Annotated in this window: 12 protein-coding genes and 1 tRNA gene; 5 read left to right on the top strand and 8 right to left on the bottom strand. The window is 67.5% G+C overall.

Features of this window, described 5'->3' with window-relative positions; translation table 11 throughout:
- Window positions 1-8: 8 nt before the first annotated feature.
- The gene (locus tag BLM15_RS15910) at window positions 9-1,847 is read left to right on the top strand and encodes a glycoside hydrolase family 15 protein (RefSeq protein ID WP_126113672.1); all 1,839 of its coding nucleotides are present in this window, start codon (window positions 9-11) and stop codon (window positions 1,845-1,847) included.
- A 234-nt stretch (window positions 1,848-2,081) separates the two neighbouring features.
- Here BLM15_RS15910 and metW read toward each other — a convergent pair whose 3' ends face one another.
- Together metW and metX are read right to left on the bottom strand one after the other, a co-directional pair.
- Complete coding sequence (gene metW / locus BLM15_RS15905; protein WP_126113671.1) at window positions 2,082-2,705, bottom strand: methionine biosynthesis protein MetW; 624 nt, start codon at window positions 2,703-2,705, stop codon at window positions 2,082-2,084.
- 2 nt (window positions 2,706-2,707) lie between these two features.
- The gene (metX, locus tag BLM15_RS15900) at window positions 2,708-3,886 is read right to left on the bottom strand and encodes a homoserine O-acetyltransferase MetX (RefSeq protein ID WP_126113670.1); all 1,179 of its coding nucleotides are present in this window, start codon (window positions 3,884-3,886) and stop codon (window positions 2,708-2,710) included.
- 155 nt (window positions 3,887-4,041) lie between these two features.
- On the opposite strand from metX, the gene BLM15_RS15895 reads away from it, so the two are divergent.
- The 4 genes from BLM15_RS15895 to BLM15_RS15880 all read left to right on the top strand — a co-directional run bounded on the left by BLM15_RS15895 (window position 4,042) and on the right by BLM15_RS15880 (window position 7,149).
- On the top strand, window positions 4,042-4,875 hold the full coding sequence (locus BLM15_RS15895; RefSeq protein ID WP_126113669.1) for a chorismate mutase: 834 nt from the start codon (window positions 4,042-4,044) through the stop codon (window positions 4,873-4,875).
- Between the two features lie 32 nt (window positions 4,876-4,907).
- On the top strand, window positions 4,908-6,017 hold the full coding sequence (gene hisC, locus BLM15_RS15890; protein WP_126113668.1) for a histidinol-phosphate transaminase: 1,110 nt from the start codon (window positions 4,908-4,910) through the stop codon (window positions 6,015-6,017).
- Complete coding sequence (locus BLM15_RS15885; protein ID WP_126113667.1) at window positions 6,014-6,958, top strand: prephenate/arogenate dehydrogenase family protein; 945 nt, start codon at window positions 6,014-6,016, stop codon at window positions 6,956-6,958. Before hisC ends, BLM15_RS15885 begins: the two co-directional genes overlap by 4 nt.
- Before the next feature lie 115 nt (window positions 6,959-7,073).
- A tRNA-Thr gene (locus BLM15_RS15880) sits at window positions 7,074-7,149 on the top strand.
- Between the two features lie 64 nt (window positions 7,150-7,213).
- On the opposite strand, the gene BLM15_RS15875 is transcribed toward BLM15_RS15880, so the two are convergent.
- From BLM15_RS15875 to bcsN, 6 genes are all read right to left on the bottom strand, one after another.
- Window positions 7,214-7,555 carry a hypothetical protein gene (locus tag BLM15_RS15875; protein WP_126113666.1) on the bottom strand — a complete coding sequence of 114 codons (342 nt, stop codon included), beginning with the start codon at window positions 7,553-7,555 and terminating at the stop codon, window positions 7,214-7,216.
- 70 nt (window positions 7,556-7,625) lie between these two features.
- Window positions 7,626-9,809 carry a hypothetical protein gene (locus tag BLM15_RS15870; protein WP_126113665.1) on the bottom strand — a complete coding sequence of 728 codons (2,184 nt, stop codon included), beginning with the start codon at window positions 9,807-9,809 and terminating at the stop codon, window positions 7,626-7,628.
- The gene (locus tag BLM15_RS15865) at window positions 9,800-10,819 is read right to left on the bottom strand and encodes a family 8 glycosyl hydrolase (RefSeq protein ID WP_126113664.1); all 1,020 of its coding nucleotides are present in this window, start codon (window positions 10,817-10,819) and stop codon (window positions 9,800-9,802) included. The genes BLM15_RS15870 and BLM15_RS15865 overlap by 10 nt, the downstream gene beginning before the upstream one ends.
- The gene (locus BLM15_RS15860; RefSeq protein WP_126113663.1) at window positions 10,816-13,260 is read right to left on the bottom strand and encodes a cellulose biosynthesis cyclic di-GMP-binding regulatory protein BcsB; all 2,445 of its coding nucleotides are present in this window, start codon (window positions 13,258-13,260) and stop codon (window positions 10,816-10,818) included. The genes BLM15_RS15865 and BLM15_RS15860 overlap by 4 nt, the downstream gene beginning before the upstream one ends.
- Window positions 13,257-15,440, bottom strand: a complete 2,184-nt coding sequence (gene bcsA, locus BLM15_RS15855; RefSeq protein ID WP_126113662.1) for a UDP-forming cellulose synthase catalytic subunit — start codon at window positions 15,438-15,440, stop codon at window positions 13,257-13,259. The genes BLM15_RS15860 and bcsA overlap by 4 nt, the downstream gene beginning before the upstream one ends.
- A gap of 24 nt (window positions 15,441-15,464) precedes the next feature.
- Window positions 15,465-16,256: a cellulose biosynthesis protein BcsN gene (bcsN, locus tag BLM15_RS31400; RefSeq protein WP_164547533.1), complete on the bottom strand. Its 792-nt coding sequence runs from the start codon at window positions 16,254-16,256 to the stop codon at window positions 15,465-15,467.
- Window positions 16,257-16,682 lie beyond the last annotated feature (426 nt).

The following is a 16,682-nucleotide window of genomic DNA, read 5'->3' as shown; positions in this document are numbered from 1 at the left end:
GAACAGGCATGACTGTGACGACCACCGCCTCGCCGCGCGTCGCTTCGCTCGATCTCGGCGTCATCGGCAATTGCTCGATCGCGGCGCTGATCGATCGGCGCGCTCATATCGTCTGGGGCTGCTTTCCGCGCTTCGACCGCGATCCCGTGTTCTGCTCGCTGATCGACAACCAGATCGACGATGGCGACGCCATACCGAAGAAGGGCGTCTTCGCCATCGAGATGGTCGGCATGACCCGCTGCGAGCAGAGCTATCTCGATAACACGGCGATCCTCTCCTCGGTACTCTCTGACGACCAGGGCAACGCGCTCGAGATTCTCGACTTCGCGCCGCGCTTCGTCCGCTATGAGCGCTTCTTCCGGCCGCCGCAGCTGGTGCGCCGCGTCCGCCGCATCTCCGGCCGCCCGCGCATCCGCGTCGTGGTCAAGCCTTGCCTCGGCCTCGGCGAGGAGCCGGACGAGATCACCCGGGGCTCCAACCATGTCCGTTTCGTCGGCGCCGACCAGACGATCCGCCTGACCACCGACGCACCGATCTCCTATGTGCTGGAGAGCATCCCCTTCGCGGTCGAGAAGCCGTTCTCCTTCTTCATCGGCTCGGACGAGGCGCTGCGCGCCGAGATCGAGACGACCTCGCGCGAATTCCTCGACAAGACCACCGACTATTGGCGCGATTGGGTCCGTTCGCTCTCGATACCCTTTGAATGGCAGCGCGAGGTCATCCGCGCCGCGATCACGCTGAAGCTCTGCTCCTTCGAGGAGAGCGGCGCCATCGTCGCCGCGCTGACCACCTCGATCCCCGAGGCACCGGGTACGCAGCGCAACTGGGACTATCGCTTCTGCTGGCTGCGCGATGCCTATTTCGTCGTCCACGCCCTTAACCGTCTCGGCACGACGCGGACGATGGAGGACTATCTCGGCTTCATCACCAACATCGTCGACACCTATTCGGAGAGTGGCGCCGAGCATCTGCCGCCGCTCTATCCGATCACCCGCGGTGGGGAATTGCGCGAGTTCGAGGTGCCGAACCTCGCCGGCTATCGCGGCCATCAGCCGGTGCGCGTCGGCAACGGCGCGGCGACGCAGATCCAGAACGACGGCTATGGCGCGGTCGTGCTCGCCGCGACCCAGTCCTTCTTCGACCGCCGCCTGATCCAGCCCGGCAAGGAGGCGCTCTTCGCCCAGCTCGAGCGCCTGGGCGAGCGCGCCATCGCGGTCTTCGACAAGCCTGATGCCGGCCCCTGGGAGCTGCGTGAGAAGCAGGTCGTGCACTCCTTCTCCAGCGTGATGTGCTGGGCGGCCTGCGACCGGCTCGCCCGCATCGCCGGCACGCTCGGCCGTGCCGACCGCAAGGAGTACTGGCGAGCTGAGGCCAGGCGCCTGAAGGGCATCATCTCCGACCGGATCTGGAACCAGGAGAAGGGCCATTTCGTCTCGACCTTCGACGGGGCCGATCTCGACGCCAGCCTACTGCTCATCGCCGAGCTCGGTTTCGTCAAGCCCGAGGACCCGCGCTACATCTCAACCGTCGAGGCGATCGGCCGCGATCTCGGCCGGGGCGATTTCATCCTGCGCTACGGCACCGAAGACGATTTCGGCTTCATGCACACCGGCTTCCTGATCTGCGCTTTCTGGTATGTCGATGCGCTGCATGCGATCGGCCGCAAGGACGAGGCCAAGGAGCTGTTCGGCCGCATCCTGACTCGCCGCAACAGCTTCGGCCTGCTCTCGGAGGATGCCGATTTCGAGACCGGCGAGCTCTGGGGCAACTTCCCGCAGACCTATTCGATGGTCGGGCTGATCAACTCGGCGATGCGGCTCAGCCGCGACTGGGAAGAGGCGTTCTGAGGGGACGCCTCGGCGTCATTCTGGGGCGCTGCGCAGCAGCGAACTCGGAACCCATGACCACGCGGCCGCTCCAGTTCGTCATGCTCGCCCTTGTGGCGAGCATCCACGTCTCGAACACCGCCTTGGATGAAGGAAGACGTGGATGGCCGGGACAAGCCCGACCATGACGGCAAAGATCGTGTTCATGGGTTCCGGGCTCGAGCCTTGAGGCCCGCCCCGGAATGACGGCTTCGTCTACCCCCGCTTCAACAAAAACACCGCCTGCGCGCCAAAGAGGTTCCAGAACCACCAGGGCGCGCTGACGCCGACCTTGCCGCCGGCGACGTCGAGCGCGACGGCGCGCTCCTTTTCCGCGCCCACCGTATCGCAGAGCGCAACGAAATCGCGGATCGTGCAGAAATGGATGTTGGGCGTATCCCACCAGGCGTAAGGCAGGGAGCCGGTCACCGGCATGCGGCCGAGGAAGAAGACCTGGGTGCGCATCCGCCAATGCCCGAAATTCGGGAATGAGACGATGGCGCGCCGCCCGATCCGCAGCATGTGCTCGAGGACAAGGCGCGGATTGCGCGTCGCCTGGATCGTCTGCGAGAGGATGACGTAGTCGAACGAGTCGTCGGGGTAGTCGGCGAGGTCGGTGTCGGCATCGCCCTGGATCACCGAGAGCCCACGCGCCACGCAGCCGGCGACGCCCTCGCGCGACAATTCGATGCCGCGGCCGTCGACGCCGCGGGTCTCGGCGAGCAGCGACAGCAATTCGCCGTCGCCGCAGCCGACATCGAGCACGCGCGAGCCCGGCGTCACCATCTCGGCGACGAGGCGCAGGTCGATGCGGTTGGTCTGGGTCTCCGCCAGCGCCATGCTCAGATTCCCCTGGCCCGCGCCGCGGCGCCGATGAAGCCGCGCGTCGTTGCGAACAGGTTGGGCTCCTCCAGCAGGAAGGCGTCGTGGCCCTTGTCGCTCTCCAGCTCGACGAAGGAGACCGAGGCGCCCGCTGCATTGAGCGCGTGCACGATGGCGCGCGAGTCGCTGGTCGGGAACAGCCAGTCGGAGGTGAAGGACGCGACGCAGAAACGTGTCCGCGTTCCGGCGAAGGCCTTGGCCAGCACGCCGTCATGATCGGCGGCGAGGTCGAAATAATCCATCGCGCGCGTCACATAGAGATAGGAATTGGCGTCGAAGCGCTCGACGAAGCTGATACCCTGGTAGCGGAGGTAACTCTCGACCTGGAAATCCGCGTCGAAGGTGAAGGTCGGCGCGCTGCGCTCCTGCAGCTTGCGGCCGAATTTGCGATGCAGCGCCGGCTCCGAGAGATAGGTGATGTGCGCGCCCATGCGCGCGACCGATAGCCCTTTCGAAGGCCGCGTGCCCTCGTCGAGATAACGCCCCTGGCGCCAGTCCGGATCGGCCATCACCGCCTGGCGGCCGACCTCATGGAAGGCGATGTTCTGGGCCGAATGCTTGGCGGCGGTGGCGAGCGGCAGCGCCGAGAACACCCGTGTCGGATAGCTCGCCGCCCATTGCAGCACCTGCATCCCGCCCATCGAGCCGCCGGCGACGCAGAACAGGCTGTCGATTCCGAGCGAGTCGATCAGGTGCGCCTGCGCCCGCACCATGTCGCGGATCGTCACCATCGGGAAGGACAGGCCCCAGGGCTTGCCCGTGGCAGGGTCGGTCGAGGCCGGGCCGGTCGTGCCCATGCAGCCGCCGAGCACATTGGCGCAGATCACGAAGAAGCGGTCGGTGTCGATCGGCTTGCTCGGTCCGATCATCGCCGTCCACCAGCCGCCCTTGCCGGTCACCGGGTTGCGGCTCGCGACATATTGGTCGCCGGTCAGGGCGTGGCAGACCAGAACGGCGTTCGAGCGCGCCGCATTGAGCTCACCATAAGTCTGGTAGGCGATCTGCCACTCGTTCAGCACTGCGCCGGAATCGAGCTGCAGCGCCTTGTCCGGCCCGAACCGGGCGAGCAGGCTCGACGGCTGGTTGGCTTCGGCCAGCGGGTCGGCGAGGAGTTCGGTAGCTTGCGTCCGGTTCGGCATTCGGATTTGTCTTGTCGCCCGGTCCGTTCGTAATAGCGGACATTACCGATGGCGCGGCTCTTCCCGCCTGTCAACGCGGCGATGCGTTGCGAGCGCTTTGCCAAGCCCTTCGACGACCGCTAAGAGACCGGCACGATTAAAGAAGTCTGGCCATCATGACGCAAGCCGCACCGACCACGCTCGCCGACCTGCGCAGCGAGATCGACCGCATCGATTCAGCGATGCACGGCCTCCTGATGGAGCGCTCGCAGATCATCGAGACGCTGATCGCGATCAAGAAGACGCAAGTCTCCGGCTCGGCCTTCCGCCCCGGCCGCGAGGCCGACATGATGAAGCGGCTCGCCTTGCGCCATCAGGGCCTCCTGCCGCTCGACACGGTCGAGAGCATCTGGCGCATCATCATCGCGACCTTCACCTTCGTGCAGGCGAATTATTCGGTCCATGCCGACATCTCCGGCGGCGATGCGCCGATGCGCGACAGCGCCCGCTTCCATTTCGGCTTCACCGTGCCTTACGTTCCGCATGAGGACGCCCGCGCCGTGATCACGGCGGTGGCGGAATCGGCCGGCGACCTCGGTATCTTCCGCATGGATCTTGGCGCCAGCGCCGGCGTCTGGTGGCGCGACCTGATCGGTCCCGCCCAACCGAAGATCATTGCGCGCCTGCCCTTCATCGAGCGGCCCGACCACCCCGCCGGCACACCGGTCTACTGCATCGCCAAGCCGCTGACCGACGCCGCCGTGCGCGAGATCGTGCTCTACGCCGCACGGGTCGAGCGCTGGTCGGAGCAATTGCGCGCCGGCCTCGCCCACCATCTCGCCGAGGTCTCGGCCAGTGCCGCCGACGGCTCGCATCTGGCGCTGCTGGTGGCCGCCTCCGGCGAAACCCCGGTCGAGGCCATTCGCGGCGCGCTTGAGCCCGCCGGCCTCAAGGAGCTCACCGAGATCGGCAGCCACGCCGCCCGCTTCGCCTTCAAGTCCGTTCGCTGATCGAACCTCATCTCCCTTCAAGGTCCAGCCCCATGGCTCTGCCCGCCCCCCGCCCCGTCCCGCGTCCCGGCGTCCTCGACATCGAGGCCTATGTCCCCGGCAAGTCCTCGGCTCCGGCCGGCGTCAAGCTGCACAAGCTCTCCTCCAACGAGACCCCGCTCGGCCCGAGCCCCAAGGCGATCGCGGCCTATGGCAACCTTGCCGGCAAGCTTGAACTCTATCCCGACGGCTCTGCGACGAAGCTGCGCGAGGCGATCGCCGGCCGCTACGGCCTCGACGCCAACCGCATCGTCTGCGGCACCGGCTCTGACGAATTGCTGCAACTGATCACCAAGGTCTATCTCGGCGATGGCGACGAGGGCGTGTTCACTGAGCACGGCTTCCTCGTCTACAAGATCGCGATCCTCGCCGCCGGCGGCAAGCCGGTGGTCGTGCCCGAGACGAACCTCACCGCCGATATCGACGCGATCCTCGCCGCGGTGACGCCGCGCACCAAGATCGTCTTCCTCGCCAACCCCAACAACCCGACCGGCACCTATCTGCCCTTCGACGAGGTCAAGCGTCTGCAGGCCGGCCTGCCGCCGCATGTTCTGCTCGTGCTCGACGCGGCCTATGCCGAGTACGTCCGGCGCAACGACTATGCCTCGGGCCTCGAACTGGTCGCGACCAGCGAGAACGTCGTGATGACCCGCACCTTCTCGAAGATCTATGGCCTCGCCAACTTGCGCCTCGGCTGGGCCTATGGTCCCGCCCACATCATCGATGCGCTGAACCGCACCCGCGGGCCCTTCAACGTCAACGGCGCCGCGATCGAGGCCGGCGTTGCCGCGATCGCCGACGAGGCGCACATTGCCGCCGCGATCGAGCACAATGACAAATGGCTGGCCTGGACGACCGCCGAGCTGGAGAAGCTCAGCCTCACCGTGACGCCCTCTGTCGGCAATTTCATCCTGATCCATTTCCCGGCGGGCGCCGGCAAGAGCGCGAAGGAGGCCGACGCCTTCCTCAGCGAGCGCGGGCTGATCCTGCGCTCCGTCGCGTCCTATGGCCTGCCCGGCGCGCTGCGCATGACCATCGGCAGCGAGGAGGCCAATCGCCTCGTCGTCGCTGCCCTGGCCGAGTTCCTGGGCAAGGCCGCGTGAGCGCTCCCGAAAGCTTCGCGCCGCGCCGCGACGAGCCGCTGTTCGGGCGGCTCGCCATCATCGGCATCGGCCTGATCGGCTCCTCGATCGCGCATGCGGCGAAGGAACTCAACCTCGCCCGTCACATCGTGCTGAGCGACGCAGACGGCGATGTCCGCCGCCGTGCCCGCGAGCTCGATCTCGGCCATGAGATCGCCGAAAGTGCCGTCGACGCAGCCCGCGACGCCGACCATATCGTGCTCTGCGTGCCGGTCGGCGCCTGCGGCGCCGTTGCCGCCGAGATCGCCGCGGCGCTGAAGCCGGGTGCGATTCTCTCCGATGTCGGCTCGGTCAAGCATGCGGTGGTCGAGGCGGTGATGCCGCATCTGCCCGAGGGCGTGCATTTCGTCCCGGCCCATCCGGTCGCCGGCACCGAGAATTCCGGCCCCGATGCCGGCTTCCCCAGCCTCTTCCTCAATCGCTGGTGCATCCTGACGCCGCCGCCTGGCACCGACGAGGCCGCGATCGCCCGCACCCGCCAGTTCTGGGAGGGCATGGCGGCGATCGTCGAGGTGATGGGCTCGCAGCACCACGATCTCGTGCTCGCCATCACCAGCCACCTGCCGCATCTCATCGCCTACAACATCGTCGGCACCGCCGAGGACTTGGCGGCGGTGACGCAGTCGGAGGTGATCAAGTTCTCGGCCGGCGGCTTCCGCGACTTCACCCGCATCGCGGCGTCGGACCCGACCATGTGGCGCGACGTCTTCCTCGCCAACAAGGAGGCGGTGCTGGAGATGCTCGGCCGCTTCAACGAGGATCTCGCTCTGCTCACCCGCGCCATCCGCTATGGCGACGGCGAGACCCTGCACAAGCACTTCACCCGCACACGCACCATCCGCCGCGGCATCGTCGCTCTCGGCCAGGAGAAGGCCGAGACGGAGAAGCTGAAGAAGGGGTGAAGCGCGGCGCCTTCATGGTCCTGGGGATCGCCCTCGGCCCGGAGTGGATTCGTGTGCCTTGTGACGCCTGCCTGCCTTGTCAAAATGGGGTCGGGCTGATACAGCCCCACCCGTCGCCGCAATAGCTCAGCTGGTAGAGCACCTCATTCGTAATGAGGGGGTCGGGGGTTCGAATCCCTCTTGCGGCACCACTTATCCTTCCAGGCATCGCTGTGTCGGCTCGCGCTTCCGCAGGTAGCGATTATTCGGCTGGCTCTAGCTGCAGTTCGCGCGGCAGCGGACGGCGTGGACCTTGTTTATCCCTTCGCCGATCATGGTGATCTCGATCAGCATGTCGCGCTTCGAGCGCCAAGTGAAGTTGCAATAGGCGAGGCCCGTCCCGGAGCAGGACGACATTTCGGGGCGCCCTTGGCAGCGTTCATCCCCGGCATAGCACTTGTCGGCGCCGGGCAGCGTGACCGGGGTGTAGCCGAGCCCGATCAGGCTCTGGCGCGCCTCGTGATAGCTCGTGTTTTTCGGGAAGGAGGGTAGCCGCTCCGCCGCGGTTGCGGCCGTGGTCATGGCGGCGATGATGGCGGCAAGGACTGCAAGGCGCATTTGCGTCACTCTCGGACAGGGTCGATCAAGCCGGCTTGTGCCGGTTTCCGCCGTCTTCGCCGATCGGGCATCAATACCGGTTGCGCTGGGTGATGTCCCGGATCGCGGTCAGGCCGGACATCGCCTGCGGTGAGCCATTGGCCCGGTAGAGCGCCTGGAAGACCTGCGCGGCGTCGTCGAAACGGCCCAGATTGAAATAGGACCAGCCCCGCATCAGCATCAGGTCGGTGCTTTCGGAGGCATGGCGCGACCGCTCGCCCAGCGTGATCAGCGCCCCGTTGAAGTCCTTGGCGTCGTACTGGGCGTAGAAGCGCTCGGACAGAAGCAGGGTCTGGAGCTCCCTGCGGCGTGCCGGGGGCAGGTTGGCACTGGCGGCTGCGGCGCTGGCTTCGCCCGTCAGGCCCTGCTGCAGCTTCGCATAGGCTTTGCCGGCCGCAGCGTCGGCGGCGATCTGGGCGTTGCCGCTGCGCTGCGCCGCATCGAACGCCTCCGCCGCAGCGGCAGGCCGCTTCAGGTTGAGCAGGCACCAGCCGCGCTGGAGCGCGCCAGCTCCGCCGGCGCCGGCGCCGCAGGAAACGTTGCGCGGGCGCTCCGGTGCGGCGCGGCGTGTCACAACGACGGCGGGGATGTCGTCTTCGTAGCTCGAGGGCGGCGCAGGTTCGGTTCGGATGGTACGGCGCGGCGCGCGCTCGACAGGCTCAGGCGCTGGAACCATCCGGGCCACCGGGCTCGTCTCGGGCAGAGGCCGGGTTTCTCGCATGGCGGTCGGGGCGCGTCCGCGCGCCGGATTGAGCAGGTCCGCGATGCGGGGCGAACGGTTGCGCCATTCGGCGATGATGGTGCGCAGGCCGCCCTGATCGCGCAGGCGCTGATGCACCAGAGCGAGCCCGTAGGCGGCGGGCTCATAGCCGCGATCCCAGGCGAGCGCGGTCTCGAACCAGGTATCGGCCGGCGCGATCTGCCCGGAATTATAGGCGTACCAGCCGAGCGCGGCGCCGCCGGGGGCATAGCGGTCGACGCCAACCGTTTTGGCGATGCGCTCGATCACGGCGCGTTCGAGGCGCGGTGCGGGTTCCTGTGCAATCAGCGCGGTCGCAACGTCGAGATAGGCTTTCCGGTTCGCTGGGCCGGCTTCGAGCCATTGCGCGCCGAGGGTTTCAGCCTCCTGGTATTTCTGCAACGCGCCGAGCGCGAGCACGGCGCCTTCCGCCGCCTTGGCGCCGCCATTGCGCGCCAGCGCCATCTGGAACCAGCTCACGGCCTTGGCGGGCTCGTTATGGCGGAAGGTGTAGAAGCCGAGCAGGATCGGATCGTCCGGCGTCGTCGCGGCGTTGGCGAGCGCCTCGATGCGCCGGAGTTCCTCGGGCGTCGCGGTCAGGGTCGGGTCTTCGGCGGCCTTGCCGACATGTCGTCGCGCGATCTCGTCGCGAATGCCTGAGAATTCACTCTGCCGCTCCTGGGCCAGCAACGGGATGACCAGCGCCTCGGGCAGGCTGGCGAGCGCCTTCTGAAGGGTGCCGACCCGCTCGGCCGGGTTCGTGCAGTTGGTCAGCACATAGGCATAGGCGTCGCGGGCGCGCTCCGGCGCGCCGGTCTGGACGAAGGCCTCGGCCACGCGCCAGAGCGCGTCGACATTTGCGCAGGTCAGCAGTGCCGGCGTCTCGGTGCCGATGCGGATGACCTGCTCCCATTGCCTGGCATTGGAGGCATTGGCCAGGCGCTGGCCGGCCTCGGCCCGGTCGAGCTGGGCGATCAGATCGGCCGGCGCCTGCCAATTCGGATCGGCGCTGCTGCGCTGCCCGATCGCGGCGCGCGCTTCGCCATACTTGCCTTCGGCGAACAGCCTCCAGATCCGTTCCAGTTCGGGATCGCCAGTCGGCTGCGGCGAGGTCAGATCGGTCGGAGGCTTCCACTCGGGATAGAGGGCGCGCAGCCGGGCGAGTTCCGCCTCGTAGCGGCGGGTGTCGCCCTGCGTCGCGAAATAGCGCAGGGCGGTCGCGTCGACCCTCTGCCCCTGCGGTGCTGCCGGCGAGCCCGGCCGTCCCGCCGGGGCCTGGGCCAATTCGGTCTCTGCCGACCCCGGCACGGTTCCGGTCGATTGAGCGGGATCCGGCTTGGTCTCCGCCTGGGCCAGCGCCTGCTGGACAGCTGGCGATGGTGCGTCGGGCCACGTCAGGTCATGGCCGTAGCGGCCCAGCCCGTAGAAGGCGGCGCTCGAGGCCGCGACCGCGATCAGCACGGATTTCACATGCATTGCGGATACCTCTCGCTCAGCATCGAGAGGGCGAGCAGATGCAGCGTCGACGGATAATAGGCCGTCGGCTGGAAGGTCTTCAGCTCGGCTGGAACGGGAGTGCGGTCGACCGCGCAGGCCATTGCCGCGGCCAGGATGCGATAGCCGGCATCGGGCAGCGGCTCGGCGGGTTTGCCGGTCAGCACGTCGATCACGGCGGTGCCATTGGCCCAGGCCTGGCGGAACGGTTCGAGGCGCTGCTTGTCGGCAAGGCCCGCCCGCAGGAGATAGAGCGGAATGCGCAGCGCGTTGTAGCCGAACTGGGGTGGGAAGCCGTCGGCCGGCTTCGGCTCGCCCTTGAGCGAGAGCCAGTCGGCCGCCGGCGTCTTTCGCCTGGCGAGGTCGTCGAGAAGCTTCAGCCCGCTGGCCTGCACCTGCATCCAGGCCTGATCGCCGGTGAGCTTGGCGAGGAGAGGGAAGCTCTCGAACACCCAATAGGACGGGTTGATCACCGGGCCGTCCGCCCGGTCCTGCTCGGAAAAGCCCTTCGCAGCCGGCATCAGCCAGGTCTCGCCGCCGCGTTTCAGGAGTGCCACCTTGGCCAGTGACCGGGCGATCTGGCGGGCCGCAGTGGTGTAGGCCGGCATCGACCAGCGCGTGCCGGCGCAGGCGAGGGCCTCGACGATCAGGAGGTCGCCGTCGCTGGCATTGTTGATGTCGGTGACGCGCGGGCTGGCCTTCGGGTCCCAGCGCCAGGCGGCGAGACCGTCATCGCGGATCAGGAGTTCGGTCCGGGTAAAGGAGAGGATGCTGGCGAAGCTGCCGCGATCACCGGCGAGGCAGGCCAGCAGCAGGCCATAGCCCTGGCTCTCGCTATGGCTGATGCCGCCATTGGCGTCGTCGACGACGCGACCCTCGGCGGTGACGAATTTCTGGCGGTAGAGCTCCCAGGCGCCGGCCGGCAGCGCGGCCTGTGCACCGGGAGCCAGGCAAAGCAAAGTCGCTGCCAGGGCTGCGCGAAACCGTCTCATGAGCGCCTCCCCAACCGGCCGAGCATCAGGAAGGTCCCGATGCCGAGGCCGATGCAGGCTGCGAGCAATGCCAGCGCATAGATGCCGATATTGCTCGACATCCAGTTGGCGAAGACCAGGCGCATATTGGTCAGGCTGAATGGCCGGGTCATGACGAAGGACGTGCTGTCCGCCGAGATGACGTGATTGTCCTGGCCGCTGCGGAAGGCCGTGACCTGACCGGCCATGCCGGCCCAGTTGCCAGGGGTGACGAGCCTGTCGGCCGCCCGCTCCAGCGCTTCCTCCTGGCGCACGACGAAGGCGGTCCAGACCTGCCTTGTGTCGGGATCGGTCGCCTGCGCGGCGATCAATTCTGCCCCTTCCGCCGGCTCGTAGAGCGAAGGCGCGCGCGAAGGCGTGCGCAGCTGCGCGAAGGAGAGATCGAAGGTTCGCTGCAGCCACTGGTCGAACCCGATGAAGTAGCGGGCAAGCGGCCCGCCGAGCGAGCCGCGCCAGCGGTCGCGAACCGCCTCCGTCGTCGGCGCGCCGCCGCCCGAATCCTCCGGTGTCGTCTGCCGGCCCTGGAAGCGGTTGATCACCGCGTCGAATACGGCGGTGCCTTCGGTTTCCGGCACGACGACAACCGCGTCCGCGCGTTGCGGCCAGGTGTTGCGGACATTGTCGGCGATGCCGACGCGCGGCAGCAGTCCGGCCGGTAGCTGGCCGGCGGCGCCGACGATCAAGGCGGGGCGGTTGCCGACGGTCGCGGCGCTGCCGAGGATGTCCACCGGCAGTGGCCTGTCGGCGCGTTGGGCCAGCCGGGCGAGCAGCGTGGCGGCGGCGCCGAGATTGGGCAGGTCCTGCCGGCCGATGACCAGCGCCACGTGCGAAGCGATCGAATAGGGGAAGCCGGTGCCCGCCACAGCCGCGAGATTGGGGCTGACGCCGATCTTGGCGAAATCCGGAAATGTCAGCGCCGTGGTGTCGAACAAGGCGAAGCGCTGCTTTCCGGGCAAGGTCGCCCCCGGCCCGCAGGCGAGGTCGGACCGCGTCGGCGTGACCGCCTCGAACCAGATCTCATTGATCCCGGGCCGGAAGTGCCGAAGCGGCACGGTGATCGGCGATTGCTGGAAGAGCCCGCCACTTGTCGCATTGAGCGGCACCGTCGCCGCGACGTTGCCGTTGACGAAGATCTCGATGTGGCTGTCGCCGGGAAGGACGTCTTCCGAATAGGCGCCGTCAAGATAGAGCGTCGCCTCGCCATAGGCATTGGCGTAAAAATCTCCGGGCATGGCGACGATGGCGCGCACGCGCAGGCGCCGGCCCGAGGATTCCTGGGTGGGAACGCCGAGCTCGGAGAAGCGCAGCGCCTGCTGGCCCGAGATGAACGGCGCGTCCGGCACATGCCAGCTCGCCGTGCCCATCGTCTTGCGGCTGATGTTGGTCGGCCTGGATACGGGCCCGGTCAGGAGCCTGGCGATGATCGCCTCGAGATCCGGCCAGGTCTCGCCGGTGACGAGCAGCGTGGCAGGTCCGAGCTTCGGATTGGCGACGAAGCCGAAGAAGCTGCCGGCCCCCGCCTCGGCCGGCAGCGCTCCGATGAGGTCACGCAATTCCTTGCCCGTTCCAAGCAAGACGGTGAGTACGCCGGGACGGATGCGCTCCGGCAGCTGCTCGGAGACCCGCACCGCAGCCTGGCTGTAGCGGCCACGCAGCGCGACGCCCTGTGCGACGGCGAGGATGCTGCTCGCGGCAATGGCGCGCGTGGCACCCGGCGCGACGATATGGATCGTCGTCTGCCCGCTCTCGTCGGCGCCGACGGCCGGCAGGTCGTCGATGCTGCGCAGCCGCGATTGCTGCGTCGCCGGGTTCCTGAAGGACAGCCTGGTCCCCGCACCGTCGATGCGTGTCCACAATTCATAGGTTGAGGCGATCGTGCAGTCGGTGCGGTGGCGCTGCACGGCCTCGAAGCGGATGGTGTTCTGGCCGGGTCTGAGCAGCCCCTTGCGGATCGCGGTCGAGGTTCGCTTCAGGCGATCGGAGGAGGCGATCGGCGCTTCCATGATGCGCTCGCCATTGATGCGGACCGTCAGCCGCGAGGCCTCGGGCATCACCACCAGCGCGTTCTGGAAGGCGATGTCGAGATTGAGATCGGCGCCCGCCTCGTCCTGCGTCAGGTAGAAGGCCCAGCTGCGCGTGTCGTTCTCGCCTTCGAGCGTGACGCGGGCGGCCGGCAGCAGCGGCTTGAAGGCGAAGCTGGCCGGAATGGCTGGCGTGGCCGGCACGGGCACGGCGGCTCGTGGCGGCTCCGGTGGGCGAGGGGCGGCCGGTTGCTGGGCCGGCGGCGCGATCATGAACGGCGCCGGCTCCTGCGGCGGCTGGGCATCCTGAGCGCGCGGTCCGGAGCTCCCGATCGGAAGGACCGCGGCCGCGGCGAGGATGGGCAGGAGACGCGCTCTCATTCCGCCGCTCTCCGCGCAGGATTGGAGCGGGAAAAGCGGGCGAGGCCGAAGAAATAGGAGAGGCCGCGGCTGGTCTGGAAGATGGCCAGGCGCAGGAAGCGCAAGGTGCCGTAGATGACACCCATGTTCTGGCGCCGCGCCTTCTGGAAACTGCTCCAGATCCCGGCGTCCGAGAAGGCGAGGTCGGCGATGATGCGGCTGTGCAGCGGCTCGCTCGGCTCGTAGCGGCAGCCGAGCACCAGGCCCTTCTCGTCCGGAGCGAGGCGGACGACGCGCACGGGCAGGGCGCCCGCTGGCATTGCGATCGAGGTCTCGAAGGCAATCTCGCCCGTACTGCCCACCGCCAGCTTGTCGAAGCCCTTGGACAGGATCCGGATGGCGACGCCGTCGACGGAGACGTTCTCGGTGACGATCGGCGCTGTCCGGCCATCGATGCTGATCTCGCCGCGGCGCTTCACCGGAAAACGTCGGGCGCCGCGCCCTTCCGGCCGCTCCGAGACCACGCCGAGGGCGCAACCCGCCATCAGCAGGTTGAGGATGTTCCACAAGCCGACCACGAGGGTGGTGTCGGCATTGTAGGGCTGGGCGATGGTGCGCCAATAGGTGGCGACGACGCCGAGCGCCAGCACGGCGAAGATGATGAAGAAGGGCAGGCCGAGCTCGGAGACGCGCCGCGTCCCCAGCTCTTCGCTCTTGGCTGTGACCTTGAAGGTCGGCTTGCCGGGGTTGACGAGGACCGAGATCACCGCCGGCAACAGATAGACCGACTGGATGAATTCGTAGAGCTCGGAGATCCATGGCCAGCGATAGCGGCCATAGAGATAGTTCTGCATCATCAGGTTCACGGCCATGTAGCTGAACACATAGGCGATGAACTCGGCGCCCGAGGCGGTGAAGATCTCCAGGCCGAAGAAGAGATAGCAGAGCGGCGCGACCAGGAAGGTCAGGCGCACGAATGGGAACAGCCAGAACAGGGCCGAGGACGAGTAGCACAGGCGCTGCGGCCAGGAGAGGCCGCGCTTGAGCATCGGGCGATGGTAGATCAGGATCTGCATCATGCCCTGGGCCCAGCGCGAGCGCTGGCCGATGAAGCTGGCGAAGGTCGCCGGCTGCAGCCCCGCGATCAGCGGCTTGTCGACATAGACGCTGTTCCAGCCGGTCGCGTGCAGCGTGATCGCAGTCTCGGCATCCTCAGTGATGCTGCGGCCCGAGAAGCCGCTGGTCGTCTGCAGCGCCGTGCGGCGCAAAACGGCGGCCGAGCCGCAGAAGAACGAGGCGTTCCACTTGTCGAGGCCGCGCTGGATGATGCCGTAGAACATCTCGTTCTCGGACGGCATCGCCTTGAAGGTCTTGAGGTTGCGCTCCAGCGGGTCGGGATTGATGAAGAAATGCGGTGTCTGGACCAGGAAGAGCTTCGGGTCCTGGTCGAAATAGCCGATCGTCTCGGTCAGGAAGCTGCGCGCCGGCGCATGATCGGCGTCGAAGACGACGATGAGCTCGCCGCTCGAATGGGCAAGGCCGTTATTGAGGTTGCCAGCCTTGGCGCTGATGTTGCGCTCGCGCGTCAGATAGGTGACGCCGAGCCCCTCGCAGAGCTTCTGCAGCGCCGTACGGCGCTCACGCGCAGCGCTGGCGGCGACGAAATTGTCGGCGTTGCATTTCTCGTCGGTGCCGCCGTCGTCGAGCAGGTAGACCGTGAGGCGGCCGGCCGGGTAGTCCATGGCGAGCGCCGCCGAGAGCGTCGTCGCCAGGAGCTCCGGCTCCTCGTTGTAGGTGGGTACGAAGACATCGACGGCGGGGGCGTCCGCAGGAAGCGGCGGCGGCGTCTTGCGCCGCGGCAGCGGCATCGCCACGACGAACAGGCTGAGGAACAGCATGCCGATATTGTAGAGCTCGGCCAGATAGAGGATCAGGCCGGGAATGAAGTCCTCGAGCTGGTTGATCGGTGGCAGCGTGCTGGTCGTGCGCCAGTAGACATAGCGCAGCACCATCGCCGTCCCGAGGCCGAGCGCGATCAGACGCCAGACCCCGTAGGGACGCAGGAATTTAAGCAGGATCATCGCCCCGACGACGATCGTCCCGGCGATCAGATGCGCCTGCAGGCTGATCGGCAGCGTGATGAGCGCCACGACCACGGCGGTCGCGATGGCCCAGAAGATGACGTAGCTCGCAGTTCGCATCGATTCGTCTGACGCTTCGTTGCTTCAGGGCGCAGGTGGCGGCGGAACGGTCGGGTATCCCTCCAGCGGCCTGTCCGGGATTGGCTGAGAATCATGGGGGCGGTCGACTTCGGACTGCGGAGCCCGCGCCGGCCGCGGTCGCGCAACGCGTCGGGGCGCCGCTGGTTCCGGATCTGAAGCCTGCGGCAGCGGGTAGATCGGCGCCCCGGCCTTGCCGAGCCCCGGTGCTGGCGCCGGTGCGTCCCCGATCGGTCCCCAACCGCTCCGTCGCAGTGAGGCGTTGAGCGAATAGTCATAAGCGAGACGCAGCAGCGCGGCTTCGCTCGCCTTGGGATCGCACACGCGCATGCGGATCGAGACGGCGCCCGATCTCGGCCGGAAGACGCTGTCGCCCTCGGCGATGCGCTGCCAGGCATAGAGGCAGGCCTCGCCGCCGGCGCCGCGGCCGAAGGCATAGCCGAACGGGCCGTATTTGTTCTGGACGAAGACGGCCGAGGGCGCCATGGCGACGCCGGGCAGGCGCTCCTCCATGTCCTGCGCGACGGAAAAATCGTCGATTCCCGGCAGCTTCAGCAGGTTGCCCTCGACGCCGGTGCTGTCCGGCAGGTCGGCCGCGGTGAAGAAGGCGACCTGGATCGTGTTCTCGCCGGGTGTCCGGCCGCGCGTCGCCAGCGAGATCGTCTGCGAAACCGCGTTCTCGTAGCTGCGCTGCGTGACCCCGATCGCGGGCGGGCCGCCGGGCGGCAAGACGATCAGCGCCCGGCTGGGATCGACGGCGATGGCGCGGGTCGAGAAGGTCAGTTCGGCGTCGGACAACCGCTGCTCGCCACAACCCGCCACAAGCAGAGCCGTGGCGGCGACCCACAGGAGTGCTGCCTTGCGCGCTGACGGGATCGCAGAACCCGCGATCGTCACTCGCCGATGAATCATCATTGTCGCCGGAAGCGGTTGTTGCGCGCCGTCATGAATTGACCATCGATTAACATTGGTTAACGAGTCGTTACTCCCGTGCGCAGGCGGTCTGGGGAGCGCATCGGCCGAGTACCTTGTCGCCAATACAGATGATTCGCGCCGGCCTTCCAACCGATTGTGCGCGGCAATGGCCATTTTGGGAGTGGATTTGGCTGGGCTGAGCCGTGTCCGATCGATCGACAAGCCTCGGAACGTGGCGGCTATTGTCGCGCATCTTTCAGGGGAGATTGAATTCGCTCTCAATACCAGGCGGTTGCGAAGGCTGTCCGG

Source organism: Bosea sp. Tri-49 (assembly GCF_003952665.1).
Taxonomy (GTDB): domain Bacteria; phylum Pseudomonadota; class Alphaproteobacteria; order Rhizobiales; family Beijerinckiaceae; genus Allobosea.
Note: the sequence above shows the minus strand (reverse complement) of the source record. Positions and strands in the feature narration are given on the sequence as shown.

Excerpts from the sequence above, each read along its gene's own strand:
- BLM15_RS15910 (WP_126113672.1), top strand. The coding sequence starts at position 9 with ATGACTGTGACGACCACCGCCTCGCCGCGCGTCGCTTCGCTCGATCTC.
- metW (WP_126113671.1), bottom strand. The coding sequence starts at position 2,705 with ATGGCGCTGGCGGAGACCCAGACCAACCGCATCGACCTGCGCCTCGTC.
- metX (WP_126113670.1), bottom strand. The coding sequence starts at position 3,886 with ATGCCGAACCGGACGCAAGCTACCGAACTCCTCGCCGACCCGCTGGCC.
- BLM15_RS15895 (WP_126113669.1), top strand. The coding sequence starts at position 4,042 with ATGACGCAAGCCGCACCGACCACGCTCGCCGACCTGCGCAGCGAGATC.
- hisC (WP_126113668.1), top strand. The coding sequence starts at position 4,908 with ATGGCTCTGCCCGCCCCCCGCCCCGTCCCGCGTCCCGGCGTCCTCGAC.
- BLM15_RS15875 (WP_126113666.1), bottom strand. The coding sequence starts at position 7,555 with ATGCGCCTTGCAGTCCTTGCCGCCATCATCGCCGCCATGACCACGGCC.
- BLM15_RS15870 (WP_126113665.1), bottom strand. The coding sequence starts at position 9,809 with ATGCATGTGAAATCCGTGCTGATCGCGGTCGCGGCCTCGAGCGCCGCC.
- BLM15_RS15865 (WP_126113664.1), bottom strand. The coding sequence starts at position 10,819 with ATGAGACGGTTTCGCGCAGCCCTGGCAGCGACTTTGCTTTGCCTGGCT.
- BLM15_RS15860 (WP_126113663.1), bottom strand. The coding sequence starts at position 13,260 with ATGAGAGCGCGTCTCCTGCCCATCCTCGCCGCGGCCGCGGTCCTTCCG.
- bcsA (WP_126113662.1), bottom strand. The coding sequence starts at position 15,440 with ATGCGAACTGCGAGCTACGTCATCTTCTGGGCCATCGCGACCGCCGTG.